The following is a 12574-nucleotide window of genomic DNA, read 5'->3' as shown; positions in this document are numbered from 1 at the left end:
GCCCTATGCCGCTTCAATCCGGATCAATCGCTTCGACGCAATTCTCACCGGTATACACTGTCGACGGAGATTTCAGCCTCGGCCTGCTCCTGACCGCCGACCATGCACGGCGCGATGTTCCAGCCGAATATGGCACGCTTGGTTTGCAGAAAAGTGAATTCGACCGTCATATCGCCTATGATATCGGCGTCGAGAACTTGACGCGCAGGCTCGCCAGCCGTCTGAACGCGCCGGCGGTCCTCGGTGGTTTTTCGCGCCTCCTGATCGATCCCAATCGCGGGGAGGACGATCCGACGCTGATCATGCAGCTGTCCGACGGGGCAGTCATCTCCGGCAACTATCCGATGTCCGCAGGCGAGCGTGAGGAACGCCTCCAACGCTTCTACCGCCCCTATCACGACGCGGTTGCCCGGGCGAGCGAACGCGTGGCCGCCGAAAGCCGGGCTGCGCCATTCATCGTTTCGATCCATTCCTTTACGCCGCGCTGGAAGCACAAGGCCCGCCCCTGGCAGATCGGCCTTCTCTGGGACAAGGACGACCGCGCCGTAAAGCCGCTTCTGTCGCTGCTGCGTGAAAACCCTGACCTGACGGTCGGCGATAACGAACCTTATGACGGCGCGCTCAAGAACGACGCCATGTACCGGCATGCGACCGCGAAGGGCTTCGCCCATGTCCTGATCGAAGTGCGGCAGGACCTGATTGCCGATGACAAGGGAGCGGCTGAATGGGCCAACCGGCTTGCCCCCATGATCGCGCAAATCAACACACTTCCCCACATCCACATTGTCCGGCATTTCGGCTCGCGCGCCGATCGCATCGGATAACGGGCCTGTCAGGAGAGGCTTTGCCCGCTATCCACAGGGCTTGACCCGCCAAATCGGGTCGTGCATCGAAAAAGGCTCTTAATTTTGCCTGCGACTCGCGGGAAAAACGGTCCAGACTTTCGAGAAGCGGTTTCGCGCCATGCGCGACCGCATCATCATTGAATTTGAATTGGAGAACTCCTCGTGAGCGACGACATTACCAGCGAAGCCCAAACGATTGCTGTCGGCCAGTTGCGTGCTTTCATCGAGCGCATCGAGCGGCTTGAAGAAGAAAAAAAGACCATCGGCGACGATATCAAGGAAGTTTACGCGGAATTGAAGGGTTCGGGGTTTGACAGCAAGGTCGTGAGGACCATTATTCGTCTGCGTAAAAAAGAAGACCATGAACGTCAGGAAGAAGAAGCCATGCTGCAGCTCTATATGGATGCACTTGGCATGAGCTGATTTCGGCTCTTCCCGGAGCCTCTCCTCTTCCTGAAATCGAAACCCGACGGATCATTCGCGATCCGTATTCAGTGTCTGAGAAAAAGCGCCATTGCAGCAAGGCATGGTGGTTTTTGAATCGGACACTCAGAGGAAGGGGACAGTATCTATGGAGTTCAGAAAGCTCGGACGTACCGAACTTAATGTTTCGCCGCTCTGCTTCGGCGGCAATGTATTTGGATGGACGGTCGATGAAGCGACATCGTTCTCGCTTCTCGACCGTTTTGTCGATGCCGGTTTCAATTTCATCGACACAGCCGATGTCTATTCCGCCTGGGCGCCCGGCAATGTGGGCGGCGAATCCGAAACCATTATCGGCAACTGGCTGAAATCCCGCGGCCTGCGCGACAAGGTGGTCATCGCCACCAAGGTCGGTGGCGAATTGGGCCCTGACGAAAAGGGCCTTTCCCCGGCTTATATCCGCAAGGCGGTGGATGCTTCCCTCAAGCGACTGCAGACGGATTACATCGATCTCTATCAATCGCACTGGGATGACCCGGAAACACCGTTCGAAGATGTGCTCGGCACCTATAAGGAGCTGATGGAGGTCGGCAAGGTGCGGGCCATCGGTGCGTCCAATCTTACGCCGGAGCGACTGACCGAGGCGCTGAACGTCGCCCATTCACATGACCTGCCGCGCTACGAAAGCCTGCAACCGCTTTATAATCTTTATGATCGCGGGGATTTCGAAAACGGGCTGGCAAAAATCTGTCGTGACAACGAGCTCGGCGTAATTTCCTATTATTCGCTGGCTGCGGGATTCCTGACCGGAAAATACCGTTCCGCTGACGATCTCGGGCAAAGCGCGCGTGGAAAATCAGTCGAAAAATATCTGACGGATCGCGGGTCGCGGATCATTGCGGCACTTGATGACGTGGCCCGCAATCTCGATGTCACGCCTGCTCAGGTTGCGATCGCCTGGCTCATTGCACAGCCGTCAGTCACAGCCCCTATTGCCAGCGCCACACGCTCGGCCCAGCTGGGCGAACTGATCGCCGCAGCCGAACTGAAACTCAGCGAGGATGAAATCGCCTTGCTGAACGAAGCAAGCCGTTAAACTTCAGAGCATCCATCGAAGGGTAGTCTTACCCTTCGATTTCCTCTCGCAGCATTTCCAGCTCCAGCCATTCTTCTTCCATGGCTGCATTTTCGGAGCGCTTCTTCTCAAGCAAATCGGCGGTCTTGGCGAAAAGCGTCGGGTCCTTGGCATAAAGCTGCGGATCGGCGAGCTTGCCTTCCAGCACGGCGATTTCCTTCGCAAGAGCGTCCATCTTGCCCGGCAGCGTTTCCAACGCAAATTTCTGCTTGTAGGAGAGCTTGCGCTTTTCCTCACGCTTGGGCTGCGGTGCGTCCTCTTCCGGCTTCTCGTCACTTCTGCCGCCAGAAGCCTTGACCGAGCGCCGGTTCAAGGCCTGCTCCTTGCGCTGCGCCATCATGTCGGCATAGCCGCCCGCATATTCGAGCCAGCGCCCGTCACCTTCCGGCGCAATAACCGAAGTAACGGTGCGATCCAGAAAATCGCGGTCATGGCTGACCAGAATGACCGTGCCGGGAAAACCTGCGACCAGCTCCTGCAGCAGATCGAGCGTTTCCATGTCGAGATCGTTGGTCGGCTCATCGAGGATCAGCAGGTTGGCGGGGCGCGCCAGGACGCGGGCCAGCATCAGGCGGGCGCGTTCGCCGCCGGACAGCTCGCGAATGGGCGTGCGTGCCTGTTCGGGCTGGAACAGAAAGTCCTTCATATAGGACACGACATGCCGCTGCTCGCCGTTGACGACGAGGCTTTCGCCGCGCCCATCCGTGAGATAATGGGCCAGCGTCTCGTCCAGATTGAGGCTTTCGCGCTTCTGGTCCAGTTCCGCCATTTCGAGATTGACGCCAAGCCGCAAGGTTCCCGAATCCGGTTCCAGTTTGCCGGTCAGAAGCGACAGAAGCGTCGTCTTTCCCGCACCATTGGGACCAACAAGACCGATGCGGTCGCCGCGCTGCACGCGGATCGAAAAATCCTTGACCAGTACGCGCTCGCCATAGGCCTTGCTCAGCCCTTTGGCTTCGATCACCAGCTTGCCGGATTCCTTCGCATCGCTTGCCGCCAGTACCGCCGTCCCTTGCGCCTTGCGATGATTGCGGAAATCCGCCCGCATCGAATGCAATTCGCCAAGACGGCGCATGTTGCGCTTGCGGCGCGCCGTGACGCCGTAACGCAACCAGTGTTCCTCACGCGCGATCTGGCGTCCGAGCTTGTGATGATCGCGCTCTTCTTCTTCCAGCACCTTGTCACGCCATTCCTCGAAATGGCCAAAACCCTGCTCCAGACGGCGCGTTATGCCACGATCGAGCCAGACGGTCGCCCGGCTGACATTTTCCAGAAAGCGCCGGTCGTGCGAGATCAGGACGATGGCTGAGCGTATCTGGCGCAACTCGCCTTCCAGCCATTCGATGGTGGTCAGATCCAGATGGTTGGTCGGCTCGTCGAGCAGAAGCACGTCCGGCTGCGGCGCGATCACCCGCGCAAGGGCAGCACGCCGCGCCTCACCACCGGAAAGATGATCCGGCTTCTCTTCGCCGGTCAGCCCCAGATGTTCGAGAAGATAGGTGACGCGATGCAGGTCGTCGGTAGGCCCCAGCCCTGCTTCCACATAAGCGCGCACATTGGCGAAGCCGTCCATGTCCGGCACCTGTGGCAGATAGCGGATAGTTGCAAAGGGATGTTTGAAAACCTCGCCCGATGTCGCTTCCACCATACCGGCAGCAATCTTGAGCAGGGTCGATTTACCCGAACCATTACGCCCGACCAGCGCGATGCGGTCGCCTTCGCTCACCGAAAGGCTTGCATCCTCCAGAAGCGGCGTGCCCCCGAAGGTGAGCTTGATCTGGTCGAGGCGAAGGAGTGGTGGTGCCATGGTTCTCTACGATAAACAGGATTGAAAATTCCGCCCTGCTTGTCCGCGACAAAAGCCGTTCTGTCAAATGGAACGGCACCAAAAGGCCCGTGAAAAACAAACAGGCCGGGTTTCCCCCGGCCTGTCCGCAAAACTTATTTATCCAGCAATTACTGGCAAGGCGCTTCGTACACGCGGCCATACGGATCGCGGTAACGGCAATACTGCACGCCATTGCGGGTCTGGGCTGCGCCAAGCAGCGTACCGGCAACCGCACCGATCGCGGCACCCGTGAGTGCACCGCGGCCATTGCCGCCGATTGCGCCACCGGCAAGAGCACCGATTGCCGCGCCACCAACACCGTAACCGGCCGTGCGCTGTTCATTCGTCGTGCATGCAGCCGTCGAGAACGCGAGCACGCCAGCAACAGCAATCATCGTAAGACGTGACTTCATTGAAACATCTCCTACAAGAGTTGAACTAATCACCGACTTTGCGTCCCCAATTTCGGCGTAAAGCAGATGACACCCGCTTGACCCATTTACAATACGTTTCAATTGTCAGCGTCAAGCTCTTTCGATTGATAAGGTTAGCAGCCTCAGTGCGGTTGATCCTCCATCGCCAGATTGGCGATAAGTATCGCTAGTCCAGAATGCGCAGTAACGCGAAGCGTTCCACGAACGACGTTGGAAACTGTCCAGGAAGAGCCGAACGGCAGTGTAACATTATCTAACGGCCACTCCGCATTTGTGATCGAAAGACCTTCTACCGTGCTGAAATTGATAACACTGAACGGCGTCCCGTCCGGAAAATCATAAACATAATCGCCGGGTGGCAGAGGCCAGGCCTCCTCCGACCCGCTGGACAGAAGCACGTCCCGCCCTTTTGCAGCCTGCGCTGTCGCCATGGTCAGATGCAGAAGCGTGTGGTCGGTACGCTGCCCGCCGAAGGCGCCGCAAAGGATTACGCGATCCGCGCCCCGCGCATAAGCCTCCTCGACGGCCAGTTCACCGTCCGTCATATCCTTGGCGGACGGGAACGTCTTCTGCGGCACGTGACCATATTGCGCGCGCAGCTCGGCAGAGGTCGAATCGAAATCGCCAAGCCAGAGCTCCGGTTCAAAACCGAGAGCGGCAGCGTGGCGAATCCCGCTATCGGCAGCGAGAATACGCGCACCTGCAATTTGGCGTTTCAGGCGATCGGTCACGACCAGATCGCCACCAAGAAGAATGACGAATGTGCTCATAAGCCGCTCATAACACGGGTAAATCCGGGCCGGAAGCCTGCATTCGCTGCCGTTGCCATTCCTCGCCTGAAAGATTATTGTCGCAATCGCTCTAACGGGGTGCCGTCTGCTTTCGCGGACGGCTGAGAGGTCCAAAGAGCATTTCCAGCAAAAGTGTAAAACGGTTTTGCGCCCGGAAATGCTGAATAAAACGACCAACCCGCTGAACCTGATCCGGTTTGCACCGGCGGAGGGATTAGATGCTCCATAAACGGCGCTCAATCCTCTTGTGTAGAAAGAAAGGAAGTGCCGTGATGCGGCTTTTGTCTTTGCTGGCTTTTTCATTTTCCGCAGCCGTCGCCTTTGTGCCTTCGGCTGAGGCGAAAGACAAGCTCACCGTCTATACCTATGACAGCTTCGTTTCCGAATGGGGTCCGGGGCCGAAGATCAAGGAAAACTTCGAAAAGGAATGCGATTGCGAAGTCGACTGGATTGCTTCCGCCGACGGCGTTGCCCTGCTCAATCGCCTCAAGCTTGAGGGCAGCAATACCAAAGCCGACATCGTGCTTGGTCTCGATACCAACCTGACGACCGAAGCGCGAGCCACCGGTTTTTTTGCTCCAAGCGGCATCGACCAGAGCAATGTAAACGTTCCGGGCGGCTTCAGGGACGATATCTTCGTTCCCTATGATTATGGCTATTTCGCCGTGGTCTACGATTCCGAAAAGCTGCCCAATCCTCCCAAGAGCCTGAAGGAACTGGTCGAAGGCGATCCTTCCCAGAAGATCGTGCTGCAGGACCCGCGTACCTCGACGCCGGGGCTTGGCATGCTGCTTTGGATGAAATCGGTCTATGGAGACGAAGCGGAAGCGGCCTGGCAGAAACTGCAAAAGCGCATTCTCACCGTCACGCCCGGCTGGTCGGAGGCCTATGGTCTCTTCACCAAGGGCGAGGCCCCGATGGTGCTGTCCTATACGACGTCTCCCGCCTATCACATGATCGCGGAAAAGACGGATCGCTATAAGGCCCTCGCCTATCCCGAGGGCAATTATCTCCAGATCGAACTCGCCGCCCAGACCACCACCGGCGCGAAGAATCCTCTGGCGCAAAAGTTTCTGGCTTTCATGACCGGTCCCGGCTTTCAGGACGCCATCCCCGAAACCAACTGGATGTACCCGGCAGGCAAGACCTCCGCTCCGCTTCCAGCGGCTTTCGATGCGATGCCGAAGCCGGAAAAAACGCTTCTCATCCCGTCGGACGAAGTGGCCAGGAACCGCAAGGCGTGGGTCGATGAATGGCTGGCCGCGACCAGCAAATGACGGCATTTCCGGCACAGCAACGCTCGAAAGATATATTCGCCGCCAGACCGGTCGCGGGCATGGTGGCGCTTTGCCTTCTGGTGGTGCTTGCCGGTGGCGCGCTTGTCGCGCTTGCATTCGAAGCAGGCGGCGGCGGTTTTGATACCGCGGCCAATTTCGACGCCTATCTGTGGCGGGTTGCGCGCTTCACGATCCTGCAGGCAATCGCTTCGAGCCTGCTATCCGTGCTGTTTGCCGTGCCCGTCGCCCGTGCACTTTATGCCGAAGCAAGTTTTCCGGGGCGCGGGCTGATCCTGCGCCTGTTTGCCCTGCCGCTTGCTCTGCCAGCCCTTGTCGCCGTGCTGGGCGTCACCAGCATCTATGGCCGCAACGGGTTCATTGCCCATCTGTCAGAAGCTGCGGGGCATCCGTTCCAGCCGGACATCTACGGCATCACCGGTATCCTCATCGCCCATATTTTCTTCAACATGCCGCTCGCAGTCCGTCTCATTCTGGCTGGTTACGAATCGATACCAACCGATTACTGGAAGCTTGCCGCGCAGCTTGGCATGGGCAATCGGGCCCGCTTCCGGCTCATCGAATGGCCGGTGATCCGCCGCAACCTGCCGGGCATGATCGGCCTCATCTTCATGCTCTGCGTGACGAGCTTCACGACCGTGCTGACGCTCGGCGGCGGCCCCCGCGCCACCACGCTGGAAGTTGCGATCTATCAAAGCCTGCATTTCGATTTCGATCCGGGCCGCGCCGTCGCGCTCACCTTCACGCAGCTTGCGCTGACATTGCTCGTACTTCTGGCCCTCCGTTTCACCGGAAGCCCGTCCGAAGAAGGCTTTACCCATGCGGCAACGCCGCGACGCTACGGTAAGGCCCCTCCGGCTGAACGCGCCGTCAACATCATCTTCATCGGGATAGGCTTTCTCTATGTCGCGCTGCCGATCGCAGGCGTTGTCGTCTCCGGCCTCGCCGCCGATCTGGTGCGGCTCTTGACCGAGAAAACAGTCTGGCGCGCCATCGGCACCAGCCTTGCCCTCGGTTTTTCAGCGGCACTGCTATCGGTCATTCTGTCGCTTGCGCTTGTGTCGGCACGGGAAGCGGCGAAAAAACGTAAACTCGCCAACATCTTCGATACCGGCGCGAGCCTGATCCTCGTCATGCCGCCCATCGTGATCGGTGCCGGCTGGTTCATCCTGCTTCGCCATTTCACCAATCCTTTCGCAATGGCGCCTTTCATGGTCGTCACCGTCAATGCCGCCATGGCCATGCCCTTCGCCGTGCGTCTCCTGCGCCCGGCATGGGACACGGCAGCAAGCCGCCACAACCGGCTTTGCGCACAGTTGGGCATTCATGGCCTCAATCGTTTCCGGCTCATCGACTGGCCTTCGATCCGCAAGCCCCTCGGCATGGCCTTTGCTTTCGCCATGGCGCTTTCCCTTGGCGACCTTGGCACGATTGCCCTGTTTGGCAGCGACGCGCTTTTGACCCTCCCCTATCTTCTCTTGCAGCGCATGGGCAGCTATCGCACATTCGATGCGGCGGGCCTGGCGCTCATTCTCGGGTTGCTGTGCCTCGCACTGATGATGATCGCGGATCGCGCATCCCGAAAGGAAACGCCTTCTCTATGAATGCCCCGATGAACCCGGCTACCGAAATCCGCCTCGATAACGTTCAGTTCAGCTATGGCGAAACCGCCATGCATTTCGAGGCGACGATAAAAGGCGGCGTCATTGCAGCGATTGTCGGGCCAAGCGGTTCGGGCAAATCGACGCTTCTTAACCTGATTGCCGGTTTTGAATTTCCGCAATCCGGCCGCATCCTGATCGGTGGCAACGACGTCAGCGAATTCTCACCGGCAGACCGGCCCGTTTCGATGGTGTTCCAGGAAAACAACCTGTTCGCCCATCTGAGCGTCGAGCAGAATGTCGGTCTCGGACGCTCGCCAAACCTGAAACTCTCCGCAAAGGATCGTGCCGACATCGCGGAAGCTCTGTCGCGCGTCGGCCTTGCGGGCAAGGAACAGCGCAAGCCTGAAGCGCTGTCCGGCGGCGAACGGCAGCGCGTGGCGATTGCCCGCGCGCTCATACGCCAGCGCCCTGTTCTACTCCTTGACGAAGCCTTTGCCTCGCTGGGCCCCGCGCTGCGGCATCAAATGCTGGAACTGGTCAGGGAGCTTCAGCTTGAAACCGGCATGACGGTGCTGATGGTCACCCACACGCCGGAAGATGCAATTTACCTCGACGCGGTGTTGCTTTTTCTCGACACTGGCCGCATTTCCGCGATGGGGCCTGCTGTTGAACTGCTTTCCCCGACTGGACCGGAGGCCCTGCGGCGCTATATCGGCGAAAAGCGGAATTCGGGCTGAACCTCAAATAGAGTTACGGTTGCGGACATATTTTGTTCGCAATCTGCCGGAAGAACCGCTGCAGATTTCTTGTACTGCTTGTATGCGTTCTGGTCTGTGACTAGATTTGGCCACGGATCAAGCAATCTGATTCAGAAGCGAGGATAAAATACTGTTCCGTCAATCGACCCGTTCCCGGGCCTTCCTGTGTCTACCCATCTCCCTGCCAGAATGGACGCAGCAAAATTGGCGGAAACCAGCCATCGGCCTTGGCTTGCTTGCGGTCGCCCTGATTTCCGGTTGCCAGTCGATCAATTCCAGCAAGGATCTGGGATTGCAGCCGTCCGACAATCCCGTGACGGTCGACAATGTGACGCGCAACGATCGGCTCGCGCAGCTCGGCGCCCAGCAGCATCCGCGCATTCTCGCGACCTATGGCGGTGAGTACAAGGACCAGAAGCTTGAGCGCATGGTGGCCAAGATCGTCGGCAAGCTGACGACGGTTACCGACAAGCCGGACCAGACCTATCGCATCACCATTCTCGATAGCCCCAATATCAACGCCTTCGCATTGCCGGGCGGCTATCTCTATGTCACGCGCGGCCTGCTCGCGCTCGCCAACGACTCCTCCGAAGTTGCGGCCGTGATCGCCCATGAAATGGGCCATGTCATCGCCAACCATGGCATTTTGCGCCAGGAGAAGGAGGCGGAGACGGCCATTGCCGGTCGTGTTGCAAGCGAAGTGCTGCATAATGAATCCGCCAGCCGTGAAGAAGAGCTGCGCGGCAAGCTGCGGCTTGCCCAGTTCTCGCGTAATCAGGAATTGCAGGCGGATGCCATCGGGATCAAGATGATCGGTGAAGCTGGTTACGATCCGTTCGCTTCGGCACGTTTCCTCCAGTCGATGGAAGCCTATCAGAGCTTCCGTTCGGTTTCCGGCGCGACCGATGCAAGCCTCGACTTTCTCGCAAGCCACCCGGCAACGCCACAGCGCATCCAGCTTGCGCTTGGCCATGCACGCCGCATCGGCGCACCGGGTGTCGGCACGACCGATCGCGATTCCTTCCTCGACGGCATTGATGGTCTTCTTTACGGCGACTCGCCCAGTGAGGGTTATGTCCGCGAACAGACCTTCATCCACCCGAAGCTCGGCGTCACCTTCCGCGCGCCGGATGGTTTCAGCATCGACAATTCAGCCAATGCGGTCATGGCCAGCGGCCCCGGCGAAGTGGCCATCCGTTTCGATGGCGCATCTCTTCCAGCGGGCTCGAATCTAGCCGATTATATCCGCTCCGGCTGGGTGACAGGTCTCGACGACAGTTCGATCCAGACCACCACCATCAACGGCTTGCCCGCCGCGACCGCGCGTGCCAGCGCCGATCGCTGGCAGTTCGACATTGTGGTCATCGGCGCCAATAACAAGGTCTATCGCTTCCTGACAGCGGCACCGAAAGGCAGCAATGCCCTTCTGCCCGCCTCACAAACTGTCACGCAATCGTTCCGCCTGCTGTCGCCTGCCGAACAGAACTCCATCAAGCCGCTTCGTATCCGCGTCGTAACGGTGAAGCCCGGTGACACGCTGGCGAGCCTGTCGGCACGCATGCAGGGTACGACGCGCAAGCTGGAACTATTCCGCCTTCTCAATGCCATGTCTGCGGGGGCGACGGTTTCGGTCGGCGACCGCGTGAAGCTGATAAGCGAGTAAGACAGAATGACGGAAACACTTGTCCACTCAGTGCTGGCCGGAAAAGTCGCCCCTCTCGGGAGCCGTGGCGTCCCAAGCGGCATCGACAAGCAGCCGGTATCCGGCAAGGTTCGTGTGACATTCGAAGGGCTGGACTGCGACGCGCAAGGCGACCGAAAGGTGCATGGCGGACCGGAAAAGGCGCTCCACCATTATCCGCATGACCATTACGCTCTCTGGCGCGAAGAAATCGGTGACAATCCGCGTCTCGGCGCAAGGGGCGCCTTTGGCGAGAACATCTCGACCTCCGGTCTCGATGAACGCAATGTCGCCGTGGGAGACCGGTTTCGCCTTGGCAGTGCGCTTGTGGAAGTATCGCAGGGACGCCAGCCTTGCTGGAAACTGAACGAGCGTTTTGCAACAGCGGATATGGCGGTCCGCGTCCAGAAGACGGGACGGACGGGCTGGTACTACCGCGTTCTGGAAGAAGGTCATGTGGAAGCCGGCGATTCGCTGACGCTTGTCGACCGCCCTTCACCGGAATGGACGCTGCATCGCGTCTGGCATCTGCTTTATGTCGATACGCTGAACTATGACGAACTGGCCTTGATGGCCGGGCTTTCGCACCTCGCCGACAGCTGGAAGCGCTATGCCGTGCGCCGTCTTGAAAATCGCAAGGTCGAGGACTGGTCCTCCAGGCTCGAAGGCAAGACAACCGAACCACAAAACTAAGGAGGAGCCGCCTGGCCCCTCTTCTTGGTTTCCCGACCTTCGCGAACTACGCCTGATAGGCTGCCAGTTCGTGCTGGCTCAACAAGGCGATCTTCAGCTTTTCCATCGCACGGCTTTCGATCTGCCGTACACGTTCCTTGGAAATACCGAGCTTTTCACCCAGAGCCTCCAGCGTCACCCCGTCGTCATCGAGGCGGCGTTCACGGATAATGTGCAGTTCGCGCTCGTTCAGCGTGTCGAGCGCCACATTGAGCCACTGGTTACGGCGCTCCATATCAATGGAGCTTTCGGCGATTTCGTCCTGCAAGGGATGGTCGTCCACCAGAAAATCCATGCGGCGCGACGCGCCCGATTCTTCACTGTTCACAGGTGCCGAAAGCGAACTATCCGGCCCCGACAGCCGGCTGTCCATGATCTCGACGTCGCTCGTCGAAACACCCAGCTGATCGGAAATTTCCCGGTAAATCTCGGCCTTGCTCATGGTATCGTCGGATTGGGCCAATTTCGAACGTAGACGGCGCAGGTTGAAGAATAGCGCCTTCTGTGCCGAACTGGTGCCTCCGCGCACGATGGACCAGTTGCGCAGGATATAATCCTGCATGGAGGCTCGAATCCACCAGGACGCATAGGTGGAGAAACGCACTTCCCGCTCGGGGTCGAAGCGGGCTGCAGCTTCCAGAAGGCCGACATAACCCTCCTGGATGAGATCGTTCATGGGCAGCTTGAACTTGCGAAAGCGGCCCGCCATCGAAATAACCAGACGCATATGTGCGGATGTGATGCGGTGAAGGGCTTCCTGATCCTTCAGTTCACGCCAGCGGATGGCGAGATCGCGTTCCTCTTCGCGCTCCAGATAGGGAGCCGACATCGCGCTGCGGATCATGGATTGGGAAGAGGCTGCTGTCGCCGGGAGACTGCGTGCAACCATAGGCATGCGATTGGCCGGAACTGTGGAAGAACTGCTCATGGATGACTGCTTCATCTGGTTCTCCTGTTCTGAACTCACGCCCGTCGGGCGTTCAGTGGAAGGATATGCCAGTCCCACAAAGACTCATTGGACGAGCTAGCGAATTCGCCCAAAACTCCC

At 58.8% G+C, this 12574-nt stretch carries 12 protein-coding genes and 1 riboswitch; of the genes, 8 read left to right on the top strand and 4 right to left on the bottom strand.

The window, feature by feature from the left end; translation table 11 throughout:
- Nucleotides 1-5 precede the first annotated feature (5 nt).
- The 3 genes from ABWW28_RS17815 to ABWW28_RS17805 all read left to right on the top strand — a co-directional run bounded on the left by ABWW28_RS17815 (nt 6) and on the right by ABWW28_RS17805 (nt 2364).
- On the top strand, nt 6-824 hold the full coding sequence (locus tag ABWW28_RS17815; protein WP_021588035.1) for an N-formylglutamate amidohydrolase: 819 nt from the start codon (nt 6-8) through the stop codon (nt 822-824).
- Nucleotides 825-1007: 183 nt separating this feature from the next.
- Nucleotides 1008-1268: a DUF2312 domain-containing protein gene (locus ABWW28_RS17810; RefSeq protein ID WP_002964837.1), complete on the top strand. Its 261-nt coding sequence runs from the start codon at nt 1008-1010 to the stop codon at nt 1266-1268.
- A 148-nt stretch (nt 1269-1416) separates the two neighbouring features.
- Complete coding sequence (locus ABWW28_RS17805) at nt 1417-2364, top strand: aldo/keto reductase (protein WP_021588036.1); 948 nt, start codon at nt 1417-1419, stop codon at nt 2362-2364.
- A 28-nt stretch (nt 2365-2392) separates the two neighbouring features.
- Here the strand turns inward: ABWW28_RS17805 and ABWW28_RS17800 are convergent, their stop codons facing one another.
- From ABWW28_RS17800 to ABWW28_RS17790, 3 genes are all read right to left on the bottom strand, one after another.
- Entirely contained in the window at nt 2393-4210 is a 1818-nt protein-coding gene (locus tag ABWW28_RS17800; RefSeq protein WP_021588037.1) for an ABC-F family ATP-binding cassette domain-containing protein, read from the bottom strand.
- A 149-nt stretch (nt 4211-4359) separates the two neighbouring features.
- Nucleotides 4360-4644 carry a YMGG-like glycine zipper-containing protein gene (locus tag ABWW28_RS17795; protein ID WP_006471279.1) on the bottom strand — a complete coding sequence of 95 codons (285 nt, stop codon included), beginning with the start codon at nt 4642-4644 and terminating at the stop codon, nt 4360-4362.
- Between the two features lie 143 nt (nt 4645-4787).
- Complete coding sequence (locus ABWW28_RS17790) at nt 4788-5435, bottom strand: thiamine diphosphokinase (RefSeq protein ID WP_021588038.1); 648 nt, start codon at nt 5433-5435, stop codon at nt 4788-4790.
- An 85-nt stretch (nt 5436-5520) separates the two neighbouring features.
- Nucleotides 5521-5687: riboswitch (TPP riboswitch) on the top strand.
- A gap of 41 nt (nt 5688-5728) precedes the next feature.
- On the opposite strand from ABWW28_RS17790, the gene thiB reads away from it, so the two are divergent.
- The 5 genes from thiB to ABWW28_RS17765 all read left to right on the top strand — a co-directional run bounded on the left by thiB (nt 5729) and on the right by ABWW28_RS17765 (nt 11487).
- On the top strand, nt 5729-6733 hold the full coding sequence (gene thiB / locus ABWW28_RS17785; protein ID WP_021588039.1) for a thiamine ABC transporter substrate binding subunit: 1005 nt from the start codon (nt 5729-5731) through the stop codon (nt 6731-6733).
- Nucleotides 6730-8355 carry a thiamine/thiamine pyrophosphate ABC transporter permease ThiP gene (gene thiP / locus ABWW28_RS17780; RefSeq protein WP_031347280.1) on the top strand — a complete coding sequence of 542 codons (1626 nt, stop codon included), beginning with the start codon at nt 6730-6732 and terminating at the stop codon, nt 8353-8355. Before thiB ends, thiP begins: the two co-directional genes overlap by 4 nt.
- Before the next feature lie 8 nt (nt 8356-8363).
- A complete protein-coding gene (gene thiQ, locus ABWW28_RS17775) occupies nt 8364-9092 on the top strand; it encodes a thiamine ABC transporter ATP-binding protein (protein WP_031347281.1) in 729 nt (242 codons plus the stop codon).
- Nucleotides 9093-9294: 202 nt separating this feature from the next.
- Nucleotides 9295-10776, top strand: coding sequence for a cell division protease CdlP (gene cdlP, locus ABWW28_RS17770; RefSeq protein ID WP_031347282.1), 1482 nt, complete (start codon nt 9295-9297; stop codon nt 10774-10776).
- 6 nt (nt 10777-10782) lie between these two features.
- Nucleotides 10783-11487 carry an MOSC domain-containing protein gene (locus tag ABWW28_RS17765; RefSeq protein WP_031347283.1) on the top strand — a complete coding sequence of 235 codons (705 nt, stop codon included), beginning with the start codon at nt 10783-10785 and terminating at the stop codon, nt 11485-11487.
- A gap of 46 nt (nt 11488-11533) precedes the next feature.
- On the opposite strand, the gene ABWW28_RS17760 is transcribed toward ABWW28_RS17765, so the two are convergent.
- On the bottom strand, nt 11534-12469 hold the full coding sequence (locus ABWW28_RS17760) for an RNA polymerase factor sigma-32 (protein WP_006471274.1): 936 nt from the start codon (nt 12467-12469) through the stop codon (nt 11534-11536).
- Between the last annotated feature and the right edge of the window lie 105 nt (nt 12470-12574).

The sequence above is a fragment of the Brucella sp. NBRC 14130 genome (assembly GCF_040371715.1).
Taxonomy (GTDB): domain Bacteria; phylum Pseudomonadota; class Alphaproteobacteria; order Rhizobiales; family Rhizobiaceae; genus Brucella; species Brucella intermedia.
This window is presented reverse-complemented; position numbering and strand designations above follow the sequence as displayed.

Bases quoted from the DNA above. Each gene is read 5' to 3' on its own strand.
- ABWW28_RS17815 (WP_021588035.1), top strand. From the start codon at position 6: ATGCCGCTTCAATCCGGATCAATCGCTTCGACGCAATTCTCACCGGTA.
- ABWW28_RS17805 (WP_021588036.1), top strand. From the start codon at position 1,417: ATGGAGTTCAGAAAGCTCGGACGTACCGAACTTAATGTTTCGCCGCTC.
- ABWW28_RS17800 (WP_021588037.1), bottom strand. From the start codon at position 4,210: ATGGCACCACCACTCCTTCGCCTCGACCAGATCAAGCTCACCTTCGGG.
- ABWW28_RS17795 (WP_006471279.1), bottom strand. From the start codon at position 4,644: ATGAAGTCACGTCTTACGATGATTGCTGTTGCTGGCGTGCTCGCGTTC.
- ABWW28_RS17790 (WP_021588038.1), bottom strand. From the start codon at position 5,435: ATGAGCACATTCGTCATTCTTCTTGGTGGCGATCTGGTCGTGACCGAT.
- thiB (WP_021588039.1), top strand. From the start codon at position 5,729: ATGCGGCTTTTGTCTTTGCTGGCTTTTTCATTTTCCGCAGCCGTCGCC.
- thiP (WP_031347280.1), top strand. From the start codon at position 6,730: ATGACGGCATTTCCGGCACAGCAACGCTCGAAAGATATATTCGCCGCC.
- thiQ (WP_031347281.1), top strand. From the start codon at position 8,364: ATGAACCCGGCTACCGAAATCCGCCTCGATAACGTTCAGTTCAGCTAT.
- ABWW28_RS17765 (WP_031347283.1), top strand. From the start codon at position 10,783: ATGACGGAAACACTTGTCCACTCAGTGCTGGCCGGAAAAGTCGCCCCT.
- ABWW28_RS17760 (WP_006471274.1), bottom strand. From the start codon at position 12,469: ATGAAGCAGTCATCCATGAGCAGTTCTTCCACAGTTCCGGCCAATCGC.